Origin of the sequence: Pseudomonas retamae, from assembly GCF_043496865.1 — a bacterium.
Classification (GTDB): Bacteria; Pseudomonadota; Gammaproteobacteria; order Pseudomonadales; family Pseudomonadaceae; genus Aquipseudomonas; species Aquipseudomonas retamae.
The window spans coordinates 30,332-45,387 of the sequence record NZ_JBIEIL010000002.1; the positions used below are offsets into that span (position 1 = coordinate 30,332).

General features: G+C 61.2%; 14 protein-coding genes. 2 read left to right on the forward strand and 12 right to left on the reverse strand.

What is annotated here, in order from left to right:
* Positions 1-34: 34 nt before the first annotated feature.
* The 8 genes from ACGSLL_RS03240 to gspG form a co-directional block, all read right to left on the reverse strand.
* The gene (locus ACGSLL_RS03240; protein ID WP_394503145.1) at positions 35-1,144 is read right to left on the reverse strand and encodes a substrate-binding domain-containing protein; all 1,110 of its coding nucleotides are present in this window, start codon (positions 1,142-1,144) and stop codon (positions 35-37) included.
* 495 nt (positions 1,145-1,639) lie between these two features.
* Positions 1,640-2,851, reverse strand: a complete 1,212-nt coding sequence (gene gspF / locus ACGSLL_RS03245; RefSeq protein ID WP_208937695.1) for a type II secretion system inner membrane protein GspF — start codon at positions 2,849-2,851, stop codon at positions 1,640-1,642.
* Positions 2,851-4,257 (reverse strand): type II secretion system ATPase GspE, encoded by a 1,407-nt coding sequence (gspE, locus tag ACGSLL_RS03250; protein WP_394503148.1) that lies wholly within the window; start codon positions 4,255-4,257, stop codon positions 2,851-2,853. Before gspE ends, gspF begins: the two co-directional genes overlap by 1 nt.
* A 154-nt stretch (positions 4,258-4,411) precedes the next feature.
* On the reverse strand, positions 4,412-6,784 hold the full coding sequence (gene gspD / locus ACGSLL_RS03255; RefSeq protein ID WP_394503150.1) for a type II secretion system secretin GspD: 2,373 nt from the start codon (positions 6,782-6,784) through the stop codon (positions 4,412-4,414).
* The gene (gene gspM, locus ACGSLL_RS03260) at positions 6,781-7,323 is read right to left on the reverse strand and encodes a type II secretion system protein GspM (RefSeq protein ID WP_394503152.1); all 543 of its coding nucleotides are present in this window, start codon (positions 7,321-7,323) and stop codon (positions 6,781-6,783) included. Before gspM ends, gspD begins: the two co-directional genes overlap by 4 nt.
* On the reverse strand, positions 7,316-8,494 hold the full coding sequence (gene gspL, locus ACGSLL_RS03265) for a type II secretion system protein GspL (RefSeq protein ID WP_394503154.1): 1,179 nt from the start codon (positions 8,492-8,494) through the stop codon (positions 7,316-7,318). The genes gspM and gspL overlap by 8 nt, the downstream gene beginning before the upstream one ends.
* A complete protein-coding gene (gspK, locus tag ACGSLL_RS03270) occupies positions 8,491-9,450 on the reverse strand; it encodes a type II secretion system minor pseudopilin GspK (RefSeq protein ID WP_394503156.1) in 960 nt (319 codons plus the stop codon). Before gspK ends, gspL begins: the two co-directional genes overlap by 4 nt.
* Positions 9,451-9,458: 8 nt before the next feature.
* Positions 9,459-9,917 (reverse strand): type II secretion system major pseudopilin GspG, encoded by a 459-nt coding sequence (gspG, locus tag ACGSLL_RS03275; RefSeq protein ID WP_090282977.1) that lies wholly within the window; start codon positions 9,915-9,917, stop codon positions 9,459-9,461.
* Between the two features lie 147 nt (positions 9,918-10,064).
* On the opposite strand from gspG, the gene gspI reads away from it, so the two are divergent.
* Complete coding sequence (gspI, locus tag ACGSLL_RS03280; protein ID WP_394503158.1) at positions 10,065-10,451, forward strand: type II secretion system minor pseudopilin GspI; 387 nt, start codon at positions 10,065-10,067, stop codon at positions 10,449-10,451.
* 93 nt (positions 10,452-10,544) lie between these two features.
* Here gspI and ACGSLL_RS03285 read toward each other — a convergent pair whose 3' ends face one another.
* The gene (locus tag ACGSLL_RS03285) at positions 10,545-11,174 is read right to left on the reverse strand and encodes a dTMP kinase (protein WP_394503160.1); all 630 of its coding nucleotides are present in this window, start codon (positions 11,172-11,174) and stop codon (positions 10,545-10,547) included.
* A gap of 102 nt (positions 11,175-11,276) precedes the next feature.
* On the opposite strand from ACGSLL_RS03285, the gene ACGSLL_RS03290 reads away from it, so the two are divergent.
* Positions 11,277-12,338, forward strand: coding sequence for an SDR family oxidoreductase (locus tag ACGSLL_RS03290; protein WP_394503162.1), 1,062 nt, complete (start codon positions 11,277-11,279; stop codon positions 12,336-12,338).
* Between the two features lie 140 nt (positions 12,339-12,478).
* Here the strand turns inward: ACGSLL_RS03290 and ACGSLL_RS03295 are convergent, their stop codons facing one another.
* The 3 genes from ACGSLL_RS03295 to ACGSLL_RS03305 form a co-directional block, all read right to left on the reverse strand.
* Entirely contained in the window at positions 12,479-13,660 is a 1,182-nt protein-coding gene (locus ACGSLL_RS03295) for a hypothetical protein (RefSeq protein ID WP_394503164.1), read from the reverse strand.
* A gap of 172 nt (positions 13,661-13,832) precedes the next feature.
* Positions 13,833-14,030: a Rieske 2Fe-2S domain-containing protein gene (locus ACGSLL_RS03300; RefSeq protein WP_208937704.1), complete on the reverse strand. Its 198-nt coding sequence runs from the start codon at positions 14,028-14,030 to the stop codon at positions 13,833-13,835.
* Between the two features lie 58 nt (positions 14,031-14,088).
* Positions 14,089-14,982: a LysR family transcriptional regulator gene (locus tag ACGSLL_RS03305; protein ID WP_394503167.1), complete on the reverse strand. Its 894-nt coding sequence runs from the start codon at positions 14,980-14,982 to the stop codon at positions 14,089-14,091.
* Positions 14,983-15,056 lie beyond the last annotated feature (74 nt).

A 15,056-nucleotide genomic window follows, 5' to 3' on the forward strand; every position in this document is an offset into this window, starting at 1 on the left:
GCTGCCATTCGTGTCGCAGAGTGAATCGAGCGCCTTACTGAGGACGACCGATGGTGTTGCAGACGCTGGTGTTGTTGATGTTCAGGTTGTAACCGTTAGCGTTGGAAACGAAGGTCTGATACACCTTGGTTTTCCAGGCCGATGGCACCGTCACGAAACCGTGGTTCTTGATGGCCAGGTCGTTGGTGGTGGTGTTGTAGTGAGTGGTCAGGAAAGCCTTCACGTCGTTGGCCACAGCTGCATCCTTGTAGCACTGACCCACGATGAGGTTGGTGTAGGCAGCCAGTTTGTAACCGATGGCCGGGTTAGCCACCACTGGCGACCAGCGAGTCGGATCAGCGGCCAGAGCAGCGGTCGCCGGTGGAGTCACCGAAGCCAGTGCCAGGGCAACGTTGGCCGAGGTTGGCTGGACGTTGTTGATGCGCGAAACCAGGGCGTTGCTGGTGGCGTCTACACCATCCGGACCGACATAACCGAGCGAACCATCAACGGCTGCAACGGTAGGCGCAACGTCAGCAGTGCCAGCGACACCGACCCAGTTCGAAGGCAAGGTGGAACCGGCTGGACGTGCGTTGACGAACGTCGAGTTGGTGGTGAACTTGGTTGGGCAGACAGCATTCAGGTGACGGGTGAGAATTTCCGAAGTACCGCTGGAAGTGTTGCGATAAACGATGCGGATCGGCGTGGTGTCAGCAGTGCCCAGCAGGCCGCCCCAAGTCGTCACGGTGCCCGAGAAGGCGTCGCACAGTTGAGCGCTGGTCAGGTTCAGAGCGGTCTGGCCGGATTTTTTGTAAGGGATGGCAACCGAAGTGGCAACCGAAGGCAGTTGGATCAGCGGACCGTATGAACCGCCGAAAACGCTGTTGTAGGTGCTGATTTCCGAAGCGCTGAGCACCGAGTCGCTGCCGGCGAAGTGCACAGTGCCGGTGGCGCCAAAGCCAGTGGCGACGTTGGTCAGGAAAGCCGTTTTGCCGGCGCCGCTACCCACAGCCGCGTAGCTGAAATTGGCTGGCAGGATGCTGTCGGCAGAACCTTTGTACAGAGCGGCAGGCAGCGTTGCACCACCACCGGTAACGGCCATGGCTTGTGCGGAAGCCAGAGCGGCGACGGTCAGGGACGCGGCGATCAGAGTGCGCTTGAACATGAAGAATCTCCTTTTCAACTAGGTTGTGAACACAGGTTTTCGGATGACTTGCATGACGCTTTTATTGAGGACTCACCGGGCCCTCGCTGGCTGGCCTGGGTTAAGTCGCACTGAGAAATTCGCAGTTTCCGGTGACAGATAAAGGAAAAAACCTCGGGAGCTGCGAGGTGTTTCCGAAGGGATTTTCTCGGGTGTTTGCAGGGTTTGGCGCAGTGTCTGGACCGCGGGTTTGGCGCAATCGGGCTGGAGCCGTTGGCGGGTGGTTGCAAATGACAGAAAGGAGAACCCGAGGATGGGGGAATTGAGGATCGGGTGATGCTGAAATGCTGGAAGAAAAATCCGAATTTAGTGATTGAACTGGCCCTTCGCGAGCAGGCTCGCTCCCACAGGGATTGATGGTGTTAATGCAATTTACTTCACAACACCGAACACTGTGGGAGCGAGCCTGCTCGCGAAGGGGCCGGGCGAGCCCCCCAGAAAACACCAGGCACACCGCTACTGGACCAACTGATTGATCTCAATGATCGGCAACAACACCGCCATCACAATCACCAGCACCACCCCGCCCATCACCACAATCATCAGCGGCTCCAGCAGTGCGGTCATGCCCATCGCCCGGCGCTCGATGTCGCGCGACAGGGTCTGCGCCGCACGCTCGAGCATGGGCGGCAACGAGCCGGTTTTTTCGCCGCTGGCGATCAAGTGAATCAGCACCGGCGGAAACACGTTTTCGACGCGCAACGCCGCGGCCAGATTCGCGCCCTCGCGCACTTTCGCGGTCGCCTCGCTGACGCTCAGGCTCAAGCGCTCGTTGGACAACGTCTGGCGCGCCGCCTCCAGCGCGCGCAACAGCGGCACCCCGGCGCCGCCGAGAATCGCCAGGGTCGAGGCAAACCGTGCCGTGTTCAAGCCCAAGATAAATCGCCCGAACAGCGGCAACTTCAGCACCCGGTGATGCCAGCTCAACCGTGCCGCCGGGTTGCGCAAATACAAGCGCCAGCACCAGAACGCCCCGGCCATGAGCGCCGCACACAACCAACCCCAGGCACGAATGAAATCGCTCGCGGTGAGCATCGCCAGGGTCAGCCCCGGCAAATCCTGGCGCGCCTGGGAAAACGCACTGACCACCTGCGGCACCACGTAACTGAGCAGGAAAATCACAATGCCGATCGACACCAACCCGACCACGCCCGGGTAGATGAACGCGGTGAGAATCTTGCCGCGCAGGTTGTTACGCTCCTCGATGTAATCCGCGAGGCGCTCCATGACCTGCGCCAGATCGCCGGATTCCTCCCCCGCGGCAATCAGCGCCCGGTAGATCTCGGGAAAGTCCCGTGGTCGCGCCGCCAGCGATTCCGCCAGGCGCATGCCGCTGCGCACATCGGCGCGCACGGCGCTGAGGGTGTGAGCGATGTGTTTTTTCTCCGCCTGCTCGACCGTGGCACTCAGCGCCGCTTCCAGTGGCAGACTCGCGCCGAGCAGGCTCGCCAGTTGCCGCGTCGCCCAGGCCAGATCGTTGTCTGACAGCCTGGCGCTGAACAGTCCACCGCCGCCATGCTGAGCAACGTTGCTTTCCTTGTGCACCGACAATGCGGTCAAGCCACGCCCGCGCAAGGCACTGAACGCGGCGCCCTGGCTGTCCGCCTCCAGGTGCCCGGACTCGATCTTGCCGCTGGCATCGGCGGCCTCAAAACGATAGCGATTCATCAGGCGTCCCGGGTCACACGCAGGATTTCTTCCGGCGCGGTGGCGCCGCTGCGGATCCAGCGCTCACCGTCCTCACGTAAACTGAACATCCCCGCTTTCGCGGCCGAAGCGCGCAGAGCCTGCTCGCCTGCCCCTTGGTGAATCAGCGTACGAATGTCGTCGTCGATGCAGAACAACTCGTGGATGCCGGTGCGGCCGCTGTAACCGGTCTGGTTGCACGCGGCGCAGCCGATCGGGCGCCAGGTGCCGGGCGCTGCCGGATCTTCCTGTTTGCATTGGTTGCACAGGCGCCGCACCAGTCGCTGCGCGAGTACGCCGAGCATCGATGAGGCCAGCAGAAACGGCTCGACACCCATGTCGATCAAGCGGTTGACCGCCGACACCGCGTCGTTGGTGTGCAGCGTCGCCAGTACCAGGTGACCGGTCAGCGAGGCCTGCACGGCGATTTGTGCGGTTTCCAGATCGCGGATCTCGCCGATCATGATGATGTCCGGGTCCTGCCGCAGAATCGCTCGCAATGCCAGGGCGAAAGTCATGTCGATCTTGGCGTTGACCTGAATCTGGCTGATCCCGGGCAAGTCGTACTCGACCGGATCTTCAACGGTGAGAATGTTGCTGGTGCTGGCATCCAGTCGCGCCAGTGCCGCGTAGAGACTGGTGGTCTTGCCGCTACCGGTCGGCCCGGTGACCAGCACGATGCCGTGGGGCTGGCGGATCAGATGATCAAGCTTGGCCAGCACCTGCGCGTCCATGCCGAGGGTTTCCAGTTGCAGGCGCCCGGCCTGTTTGTCGAGCAAGCGCATCACCACGCGCTCACCATGGCCGGTCGGCACCGTCGACACGCGAATATCGATCGGCCGCCCGGCCACGCGCAAGGCGATCCGGCCGTCCTGCGGCAGACGTTTTTCGGCGATGTCGAGCTGGGCCATGATCTTGATCCGCGACACCAGCGCGCCGTGCAGCGCCTTGCGCGGCGAGACCACATCACGCAGGGTGCCGTCGACGCGGTAGCGCACCACCGAATGGGTTTCGAACGGCTCGATGTGAATGTCGCTGGCCTCATCGCGCGCCGCCTGGGTGAGCAAGGCGTTGATCATGCGGATCACCGGCGCGCCGTCCTGGGTGTCGAGCAGGTCGGTGATTTCCGGCATGTCCTGCATCAGGCGGTCGAGGTCGACTTCGTTTTCCGCAGCACCGACCACCGCGGCGGCACTGCCAGTGTCGGAGTACGCGGCGGCGAGCAAGCCGTCGAGTTCGTCATCGCGCACTCGCTCCAGCCGCGCCACGCCAAACTGGCGCCGCGCTTCGCTGATCGACCAGCCCGGCGTCGACGGGCACACCGTCAGCACGTCATCACGCAGCAGAATCCGCTGCGCCTTGGCCCAGGCGTACGGCAAGCGGCTCAAGACACACACCTGCCCGTAGGAACTTGATCGTTCCCACGCGCAGCAAAGGAATGCAGCAAGGGACGCTCTGCGTCCCAAAGCCGACGCAGAGCGTCGCAAGAGGCATTCCCACGCAGAGCATGGGAACGATCAACATCGCAACGGGACGTGGTGTTCATCGGATGGGCACTGCCTTGATGGTCGCGCGCGGGCCGGAGGCGGGTAAGAGCGCCGGCACGCCTTGCGCTGCCGAGGGCAACTGCGGCGCCTGCATGTCCGGCATCGCCCAGCTGCGCTCAGGTTGCAGACCGCCCTGCGCGCGGCGCATGAAGTCGTAGCGGTTCAGCGTAATGCTGCGCCCCGCTTCGCTGTCGCGAATGATGTACGGGCGCAGGAACACCATCAGGTTGGTCTTGGTGATCGCCCGGCGCTCGTTGCGAAACAGCGCGCCGATCCCGGGAATCGTCGACAGCCACGGCACCGCGTCGTTGCTCTGGCTGTAGCCGTCCTGCAGCAGGCCGCCGAGGACCATGATCTGCCCGTCGTCGAGCAGAATGCTGGTGTCGATCGCGCGCTTGTTGGTGACGATGCCGGCCGCGTTAGCGCTGGCGGAAGCGCGTTCGTCGATGCTGCTGACTTCCTGATAAATGTCGAGCTTGACCGTGCCGCCCTCGGAAATCTGCGGGCGCACGTTGAGCTTGAGGCCGACCTCTTCACGGGTCACGGTCTGGAACGGGTTGTTGCTGGTGCCACCGCCGCCGGTAACGTAACTGCCGCTGACAAACGGGATGGTCTGGCCGACGAAAATGCTCGCCGCTTCGTTGTCCAGGGTCAGCAGGTTCGGCGTCGACAGCACGTTGGTGCCGCCCTTGCTCTTCAGCGCGCGGGCCAGCACTTTCAGGTCGAGAATCTTGCCGATGCCGGGGATGTCGACGGTGCCGTTGACGTAGCCGAGATTCAGCCCCTGTGGCAACACATCGAGGCTGGTCTTGCCGCTGAGGTTGATCCCCGAGCCGCCAAGATTGGCGCCGCCGATCACGCCTTTGCCGCCGAGATCGCCGGTCTGCCATTGCACGCCGAATTCGCTGGCATCGTCCTCGCCGACTTCGACGATCAGGCTTTCTATCACCACTTGCGCGCGGCGCTGGTCGAGCAAATCGATCACCTCGCGCAGGTTGCGGTACAGCGGCTCCGGCGCGGAAATCAGCAAGGTGTTGGTGGTGGCGTCCGCTTGAATGGTCACGCCGCCAGCGGTGAACGCGACGTTCTGCTCGCTGCTCTGCGCCCCGCCACTACTGCTGCTGGCGCCGCTGCCCTGAGCGTAGCTGCCGCCGCTGCTGCCGCTGTTGGTGGTGGTCGTCGCTGTGTTGCCGCTGCTGGACGCGCCGTTCTGGCCACTCTGCCCGGCGTTGCCACCGGTGCTGCTGCCCATGCTGCTGAGCACCGAGCGCGCACTGTCGCTGCTGCCGCTGTCGCTCTCACCGGTCAGCAGGCCGCGCAGGGCTTGCGCCAGTTTCGCCGCTTGCGCGTTGCGCAGGTAGACCACATGCAGGTTGCTCGGATTGCTCTGCGCGTTGTCGAGTTTGTAGATCAGGTTGCGCGCCAGCTCGGTGCGCTCGGGGCTGCCGGCGCGAATGATGATGCTGTTGGAACGCGGATCACCGATCACGGCGATTTTCTGCGTCGGATCGTTGCCCTGTGCGTCGAGCAGGTCGGCAACCATCGGCGCGATGTCGGCGGCGATACCGTTCTGGATCTGCACCACGTCGGTGTCGATCGCGCTCGGCGAATCAATGCTGGCGATCAACTGCGCGACGCGCTTAAGGTTTTCAGCGTAATCGGTGATGACAATGGTGTTGTTACCGGGATAGGCATTGATCGGATTGTTCGGCGAGACGATCGGCCGCAGCACCGGAATAAGGTTGACCGCGTTCTCGTATTGCAGGCGAAAGGTGCGGGTGAGCATGCCGTTGCCGGCCGGTTTGGCAGCGTTGTACACCGGCCCGCCGAGCAGCTTCGCATCTGCCTCCGGGACCACCTGCGCAACGTCGCCGACGTCGACCACGCTGAAGCCCTGCATGCGCAGCGCGGCCAATAGCATGTCGTAGGCTTGCCACGCCGGCACCTGCCCTTCGGACACCAGGGTCAGATTACCCTTGACCCGCGGATCGACCAGAAACTGCTTGCTGGTCGAACGCGACAGCGCGCGCACCACAGCCTGGATATCAGCGTCGACAAAATTCAGCGTCACCGGTTGATCGCCCAACGGGTTATTGGCCGCCGGGTTGCTTGCCGGCGCTGCGCCCGTGCGGGCGCTTTTGCTGATGTTATGCAGCTGTTTGGGTGCCGAGCGCGCCTGCGCTTGGGCGCGTTCGCGGTCGAGCACCGGATCACCGCTGCGCTGGGTGCTCGCCAGTGGTCGCCCCAATTCACTGTCGACCAGCAACGGCGGTTGATTCTGTGGCGACCCGGTGTTGCTGCATGCACTCAACGCCATCAGCAACAACGGCAACGCCAGTTGTGCCGGTTTGGATCCTGACCCCTTCATGAAGCTTCCTTAGCGCCCAGCGCCTGATCCATGCGAACGGTGCCTGACAACGTGCCGGCCGTGACTTCGGTCGAGGGGCTGTCTGCGCGTTGCAAACGAGCCTCGACCACTTGCAGAGAAAGTTGCGACGGCGTGCTCAGCAGCCAGTCAATTACGGCGTCCGCTGGCGCGCCATCGAAGCTCAGTTGCCAGGCACCGGCCTCGCCGGGTTGCAATTGATAGTGCCCGGCCAGGCTGCTGGCCTGCAGGGTTTGCTCCAGCGCCTGGGCCACGCTTTGCCCCTCCGGACGCACATTGACTTCGCGCAGCAGCACTTCCAGCGCTTCGGTCTGCGCGCGCAGCTTCGGCGTTTCGGCTTGCCAATAGCTGATTTTCTTCAGCGGCGGCTGAATCAGCGCGACCCACAGCAGCAAGCCGAGCAGCGCCACAGCCATGCCGCCGACCATGCGTTTCTCGCGCGGTGCCAGCGGCTGCCAGCGCGCCTGCAACTGAGCGTTGAAGCGCTGCCATTTGGCGCGGTAAGGCGCGAGCTTATTCATCTTCTTCCGCTCCGCTGCTGTCGTCGCTGTCGCTTGGTGCGGCTTCGCTGGACGGGCGCAAAATCCAGCCCTCCTCGTCAGCGGTTACGCTAATGCCGGCCTGCGCCAACGTGCTTTGCCACTCCTGATTGTTGGCACTGCGTCGGGCTTCGCTGAGCAACGCCAATTGCAACGTGCCGTCGGCAAAGGTCAGACGCTCGACCGTACCGGCCATGGACGGCATGCCGCTGCCAGCCTGCAACACCAGACGATTGAAGGTTTGCGCCGGATCATCGGTTGCGCCCTTCTGCCGCTCGGCCAGTTGCTGCCGCGCCTGTTGCAGCGGGTTCAGGATCACCGGCAATTGCGGGAAAGCCTGTTTGACCCGTTGACTCATCTGCGCCTTGAGCTGCTGGCCCTGACTGGCTTCGCGCGCGGCGTACAGATTCAGGCCGACCACCCACACCGCGACGGCCAGCGCCGATAAGCCGATCGCCCGGCCCCAGCCACGATGTTCGGTGGTTTGCGACTGCACCGCGCCATGCAAGCCCCAACCCGGCAACGGTCCGGTCCAACGCTGGGCATCGGCCATCGGCACCTCGGCAGTCGCCGGCGCTTGTTCGCCAATCCAATGCAGCGTGGTGCCCGGCTCCCACATCGCAGTGTCCACGTCCTCGCCGAACAATGGCTGCACCCGCGCCGCCTGCACACTGTCGCGCAGCAGCAGATGCCCGTCCTGCACGCAGGCGACGGTGCCCGGCAACACCGGCAAGCTGTAGGCCGCCGGGTAAAGACCACGCAGGTTCAGATTCGCCTGTTTCAACAACTGCGCCAGTTGTAGCAACGGTTGCCGCGGTGCCCAGGCGATCTGCACCCGCCCGGCCTCGTCGCGCGGCCCGTGGGCAACGTGCATCTCGCTGAGGTCGCCAAGCACCAAGGCCTGCGCCGCGCACTGCACCGCCGCTGCGGTTTTATTGGCCGGCAGCGGCGGCAGGTCGATACTCGCCAACAGGCTGTCCGTCGGGTGCAGAAAACCCAGCAGCGGCGGCAGTTTCGGCACTTGGCTCAACTGCCTCAATGTCATGGATTGTTCACGACTGACCTGACCGGCACGGTCCAGCCAGGCAACGTGCAGCTCGCTGTCCAGATCAAGATTCGCCAGTGGCGGCAGCGCAACTCTGAGCTGAGTCATGCGCCCACCCGCGACCAGATCACCTGCGGCAAACGGTCCTGACTGCGATGCAGCAACGCCTCAAGACTGACCCGACGCTGATCGCGCCGCGCTTCGCCGCGCAGGCGAAACCAGTCGCTGGTGATGCCAACGCGCACAGTGGTCAGCTCCAGCTCAGGCATGCGCAAGCGGTTGACGAAATCGCCCCGGTTGATGAACCAGCGCCCGGCATCGCGCTCATTGATCAGCGCCTGCGCGCGCTCCAGCGACAACCCCGGCACGTACGCCGCCAACACTGGCGCGGTGGCGGTGTTGCCGTTGAGCCAGGTCGTCGCCGGAATCACCGTCAAGTACGCCGCGAGTTTGCCGATCAGCGCGTCATTCACCCCCTCGACGCTGCGCAAATCCTCGAGGCTGCGCAGCATCGGCAGTGTCGGGTTTTGTGGTTTGCGTGAAGCGTTTGGCGAGGTCAAGCGGCCGCTGTCGAAGGTGTTTTTCGTCGTCTCGGCGATCTGCGCATTGAGCAGTCGCGGGTAAGCGCCGATCACCCGCTGGATGATGCGCTGGCTCAGCCCGGCGTTCACACCGAGCAACCCGCACAAGCGCTCGAACGCTTGCACCTGCTCATCATCAACGCGTTCGTTGGCCACCAGATTGCGCAGGTTGAACTTGCCCTGCTCATCCTCCAGCCGCCCTTCAAAACCCTGCGCATTCAAGCGGTGCGCCCACGGCTGATCGAGCCGGGTCAACGGGTCTCGCTGGCGCGCATCCCAGAGCAAATGGCGGCTGATCTCCAGCCCGCCCTGCGCCAGCCAACGCCCCTGAATCCGTTGCTGATCGGCTTCCAGCGCACGGGTCGACACGCTCTGGCGCGTCAACATCCCTGCCGCGATCACCGCCACCACGGCAGCAATCAACAACGCGCTGATGATCGCCATGCCTCCCTGCTTCGCCCCCTTGGACGAACGGCGATTCATGACCAGCCTTACAACTGCCAGGAACCGATATCGGCATTCACGCCGTCACCGTCCGGCTGACCATCGGCACCGAGGGAAAAGATGTCGATCTCGCCATTGGCGCCGGGGTTGAGGTACTGATAAGGACGGCCCCACGGATCGTTCGGCAAGCGCTCCAGGTACGAACGCCAGTTGCTGTTCTTCGCGTCCGCCGGCCGCTCGACCAAGACTTTCAGCCCCTGATTCATGCTCGGGTACGTGCCGTGGTCGAGGCGATACAACTTCAACGCCTGCATCAAGCCGCCAATGTCCTGCTTCGCCGCCGTCGCCCGCGCCTGATCCGGCCGATCAAGCACCTTGGGCACCACCATCGCCGCGAGAATCCCCAGAATGACCACCACCACCATGATCTCGATCAGGGTAAAACCCTGCTGACCACGCGGCGTGCGCAGCGGTTGTTTGCGCGAAGTGAAAGGTGCGATATCCATCTCGACAGTCCCTGGCTTGGTTCGATTCGACGCGCAGTGTTGCAAGAAGATATGTCAGGGATGTTGAAAATCCTCGGGAGTTTTCGTCGTCAAGCCGTCAAGGACGCGGGTTAGCGTCGAGGGCTGTTTTTTGCTTTTGGGCCTTTTATGCCTGCGCGCTCCCGAGAATCCGGATTCACCCTGATTGAAGTGCTGGTGGCGCTGGCGATCATCGCCGTGGCGATGTCCGCGGCCGTACGTGTGGCGGGGTTGATGACGCAGAGCAATGGGCTGCTGCGGGATCGGTCGATTGCGCTGGTGGCGGCGCAGAGCCGGATGGCGGAGTTGCGGTTGGAGGGGCGGTTGCCGACGGGCATGAAAGCCGTTGAGTGTGATCAAGGGCGGTTGTTGTTGCGCTGCGAGCAGGTGATCGCGACCGCAGAAAACGGACGGCTGCTCAAGATTGGCATTCAGGTGTTTGACCGTAGTCAGGATGCGCCGCCGTTGGCCAGGCTGGAGACATTGTTGTCACGGACGGACAGCCCCTCACCTTAGTCCTCTCCCTCAGGAGAGGGAACTGATTCGGGGATATTCGAGGGTTGCGGCGGCCTGGACGTGGCGCATTGAATCCATCATCGACACGGTCATTCAGGTCGATGTGCAGAGACCGCTCATCACCCGATTAATCTCCCCAACCACCCGCCTCGTCGCCTCCCCAATCGTTCCCTCATTCCGGCATAAAAACCAACCCTGATCCGCAACCGCTTGCTCAAACGCCTGAGTACACGCGACATGTTCCTCCAGCCTGCGAAGCACAGTACTACTCAAGCCGCGCCGTCGTGCAGCCGCCCTCGCCCAGGAAACCTCTGCCGCTGTGACCACGCCGATATGCAGGTCTGGCACCTGGACGTCGCGATCAAGATTCAACTGCAGGATTTCGGCGAACGGGACTGTGCGGCGAAACGCGGCCTCGGACGGGTACCAGCGATCGATCAGGATAATGCTGTCGATGGGCTGTCTGGTCAGCACGTGCTGGGAAATCCAGCGGCGGCTATCAGCCATGCGCTCGCAAACTTGAAATTCCAGATCCCGGTCAGGCTGGCGAGCGAGCCGGTTCACCAAGTGCATGGTCTCGCCCCGGAACGGGTCGCTTTTTTTCTCGCAAAGCCGGATGACTTTCTGGTTGTCGGCCCTCAGGACTTCGGTGATGGCCTCCAACAGCGAGGTCTTGCCGACGCCTTTGGGGCCATCCAGCGCGACAAACAGCGGACGATTCATTATTCACGGGCTTCAACGGGGATGAGTGAGCACTGTAACGGATTTTCAGGTTGAACCTCTGTTGCTCAGGCGTACTCCGAAACCTGAATACAGGAGAAAGATATGACTCAGACAGCTTTGGTCGTGGGCGCCAGCGGTATCGTCGGCAGCGCCATCACGCAATTACTCATCGACAACCAGTGGCAGGTCGCCGCGCTGTCGCGCCACCCCTCGCAAGCGTCAGGCGTGATCCCGGTCGCGGCTGATCTTCAGGATCCGGCTTCACTGGAACGTGCACTCGCGGGGTTGAAACCCACCCATGTGTTCATCACCACATGGTCACGACAAGCCACGGAAGCCGAGAATATTCGCGTCAATGCCGCCATGGTACGCAACGTCCTCAGCGCCGTTCGCCCAGCCAAGAGCGTTGAGCACGTAGCGCTGGTTACCGGCCTCAAACACTACCTCGGCCCCTTCGAAGCGTATGGAAAAGGCAGCCTGCCGCAAACACCGTTTCGCGAAGAGCAGGGTCGTCTGGATGTCGAGAATTTCTATTACGCCCAAGAAGACGAACTCTTCGCCGCAGCCGAAACGGATGGTTTCACCTGGAGCGTTCACCGCCCACATACCGTCACCGGAGTTGCCGTTGGCAACGCGATGAACATGGCCACCACCCTCGCCGTCTATGCCTCGATCTGCAAACACACTAATCGCCCATTTGTGTTTCCGGGATCAAGGGTGCAGTGGGACAGCCTCACCGACATGACGGACGCGCGGCAGTTGGCGAAACAGCAACTATGGGCGGCAACGACGCCGGCGGCGGCCAATCAGGCATTCAATGTCACCAATGGCGATGTGTTTCGTTGGAAATGGATGTGGGGGCGGATTGCCGAATACTTCGAGGTGCCCGCTGCCGAGTATCCCGCGGCACTCTCACCTCTGGAGGAGCAGATGGCCAACGACCAGGCCGTATGGACGCAAATAGTTGCCGACCATGGTTTGAAGGAATCCGATATCGGTCGCCTGATCTCGCCATGGCACACCGATGCCGATCTCGGCCGCCCCATCGAAGTGGTCACGGATATGTCGAAAAGCCGTGCCATGGGGTTCACGGCCTACCAAGCGAGCGATCAGGCTTTTTTCGACGTGTTCGACAAACTGCGCGAGATGCGCTTGATACCTTGAGTGATTCCCGAGCGAACAGGCTCAGATGATTGAGGGCGACGAAAAGGCAAGTGAATCAGACTTTGCTGGAAAGGACGTACCAGAATCAGCTCAACGCTAGTCGAAAAAAGCCCCGCAGGTGCGGGGCTGACTTTTTGAACTCAGGCAACTTTTCGTTGCTGAGAAAGCTGATTGTAGTACGTGATCAAATCCACTGTTTGAGCGCCGGCCATGGCTGACTGCACCTGAGCCGAAGTCATGCCATATTCGAGGTTGGCATTGTTCACCTGCAGATCAAGCTGCAACGAACCCGCTTGAGCATAGGAGTCGTTCCATTCGCTTATGGCTTCATTGACGTCATTGAGCACTGCCGTGAAATTGGTAGAGCCGGCGTCAGAAATGGCTGTTCTGATGTCAGTTACCGCGGCGTTCACATCATTTTCCAGCGTTTGCCATTCAGCCAATACTGCCTGGAGATTCGTCTCGATCGCTACCGACTGCGTCGCCAGATCAGCAAAGTTATGCGCTAACACGTGCAAGGTTGCGACATCGGCAGTTATACCCTCAATGGTGCCAAGGGTCTGTTTGATGCTCGCTTGATCAGCCTCTATTTGTTTGGCGTCCAGCGCAATATAAGTGCTGGCAACAGCTATCGCTGGGCCAAGCATAAACCAGACAAGCGCGCCAACCGGCCAAAGTGCAATTGTCGCAACCGTCCCCAATGTCAATGCAATGCCGTCAGTAATACCAAGCGCAATAATGGCAGCGGTGAGGCTTTTGATGTCGGCCTTCAATTGATCGATTTGAGCATTGAGCTTGTCAATTTGGGCTTGGTCCGCATTGGCATCGACGGTCGACTTATCAGCGATGCTTTGTAGCTGGGCGGCCATATCCGGCAGCGTATCGCGTGATGTTTGTAAGGCGACGATTGCTCCGCTGATGAACGAGGTTACCAAGCCTAGTTGGTTAGTGAGCGTAGTCAGATCTTGATTGAGCGTAGCCAGCGCTATTTGATTTGTCGGCTGTGCGACCAGTGTTTCGCTTTGGCTTTTTGCGTCCTGAAGAACCTGGCTGATCACTGCGTTGTAACCGACCACCTCTTGAGGGACGTTCAGCAAACGGGCCATAACGGTATTGACCCAATTCAACGCGTCGCCATTGGCCGCTTCAAAAGCGCTGACAAAGGACTGCCAATCCGGCGGCGCTTGATGGAGAGTAGGCAGGCTTGACCCCAAGACACTGGTCATTACGGTATTGACCGCAACTACGTTCTGCTTGTAGTCGGTTTGTACTTGAACGAGAGAGCCGGAACTTTTACGAATTGCATGGGCGAGAGACAGCATGACGTGTTGCTCCTTTGGGTGCTGCGGTTGGGTGATCCTTCAACTGAAAACCAAGCTTAGTAACAAAGAATCGGAGCAATGGAATGTTTGGGTTTATGGATGAGAGCCAAAGGAAATAACCGGGCTGGATACGAGAGACAAGACCGCTAAACACGAAGGGACGCTACAGCTATTAGACGCCCTCGGCGTCGTCAACAAGCGTAAGCGCAATGGTGGAACCACCACGATGGACACAGACATCGAATCGAAGACGGGCTTCCCCATTGTCGTCGCGAAAGGCAACGAAGGGCTGACCGAGCAAACGTACTGCCGCCAGTTTGCTGGTCAATTGCGACGACGGCAGGACGACGTACCAAAGGTTTGTGAGCATGTGAACGTGGACTCAATCCAGGAACAGGAATGGCTCACACCGCGAGCGAGAAGACGCGTCATGAAGAGTGCGCCTTATCGTTGCCAACGCGAGCCCAGAATTCTTCCGCTGACGGACTGATGGGTGCCGTCGGACGCGTGAGGTGAATTTCCAGAGGGATATCCCAGCTTTGGTCCAGCGCCCGCACCAGGCGTCCGTCAGTCATTTCCTGTTCGGTCAGACTCTTGGGTAACCAGGCGACCCCCTTGCTCTCCAACGCCATCGACATCAGCACCGCCGCCAGATGGCTGCTGAAAAGAGGCTTGAGGTGGAGATAATCTTCTTTGCCATGGAGTCGATGAGCGACGATTCGGCCGAGGCCCGATTCGTGGGTGTAGGCCAGATAAGGCAGGGTTTCAGGGGAGGTACCGAAATGGGCAGAAGGACTCGCCAGCGGCACCAGCACATCCTCGCCGATCTTCTTTCCAATGAACTGATCAGGGGCTAGCAACGGCGGTACATCGGGATGGCGATGACACAGGAGAAATTGAACCTGGCCCTGGATCAGCATCTGCTCGCAAACCGCCATGCTGTCTGAATGCAGACGTACCGCTTCTATCGGCGCGCCGTTTTCGGCGCTTCTCAACCATCGCGGGAAGAAGGTGAATGACAGAGAATGAGTGGCTGCAAATTGCAGCGTTTTCGCAGCCATGCCCGCCACTTCCTGTGCCTCGGAGCGCATCCGGTACAGGCGCCTGGCCGCCTCTTGGGCGCTAGGCAAAATCTGTCTTCCCGCCTCGGTCAAGGTCGCGCCCTGCGGGGTGCGCACGAACAGTTCGACGCCCATCCAATTCTCCAGCGAACGGACTCTGCGGCTGAAGGCAGGCTGCGTCACGTGGCGCGCTTCAGCGGCACGAACAAAGCTGCCGTATTCCGCAAGCGCTGAAAAATCCTCTAGCCAAACGAGTTCCAAGGGCAATGCCTCCTGTGCATAGGGCGCGGCATTAATAGCATTGGGCGGGTGTCATCGCAAAGCATAACGTGGGG

Excerpts from the sequence above, each read along its gene's own strand:
- ACGSLL_RS03240 (WP_394503145.1), bottom strand. The coding sequence starts at position 1,144 with ATGTTCAAGCGCACTCTGATCGCCGCGTCCCTGACCGTCGCCGCTCTG.
- gspF (WP_208937695.1), bottom strand. The coding sequence starts at position 2,851 with ATGAATCGCTATCGTTTTGAGGCCGCCGATGCCAGCGGCAAGATCGAG.
- gspD (WP_394503150.1), bottom strand. The coding sequence starts at position 6,784 with ATGAAGGGGTCAGGATCCAAACCGGCACAACTGGCGTTGCCGTTGTTG.
- gspM (WP_394503152.1), bottom strand. The coding sequence starts at position 7,323 with ATGAATAAGCTCGCGCCTTACCGCGCCAAATGGCAGCGCTTCAACGCT.
- gspL (WP_394503154.1), bottom strand. The coding sequence starts at position 8,494 with ATGACTCAGCTCAGAGTTGCGCTGCCGCCACTGGCGAATCTTGATCTG.
- gspK (WP_394503156.1), bottom strand. The coding sequence starts at position 9,450 with ATGAATCGCCGTTCGTCCAAGGGGGCGAAGCAGGGAGGCATGGCGATC.
- gspG (WP_090282977.1), bottom strand. The coding sequence starts at position 9,917 with ATGGATATCGCACCTTTCACTTCGCGCAAACAACCGCTGCGCACGCCG.
- gspI (WP_394503158.1), top strand. The coding sequence starts at position 10,065 with ATGCCTGCGCGCTCCCGAGAATCCGGATTCACCCTGATTGAAGTGCTG.
- ACGSLL_RS03285 (WP_394503160.1), bottom strand. The coding sequence starts at position 11,174 with ATGAATCGTCCGCTGTTTGTCGCGCTGGATGGCCCCAAAGGCGTCGGC.
- ACGSLL_RS03290 (WP_394503162.1), top strand. The coding sequence starts at position 11,277 with ATGACTCAGACAGCTTTGGTCGTGGGCGCCAGCGGTATCGTCGGCAGC.
- ACGSLL_RS03295 (WP_394503164.1), bottom strand. The coding sequence starts at position 13,660 with ATGCTGTCTCTCGCCCATGCAATTCGTAAAAGTTCCGGCTCTCTCGTT.
- ACGSLL_RS03300 (WP_208937704.1), bottom strand. The coding sequence starts at position 14,030 with ATGCTCACAAACCTTTGGTACGTCGTCCTGCCGTCGTCGCAATTGACC.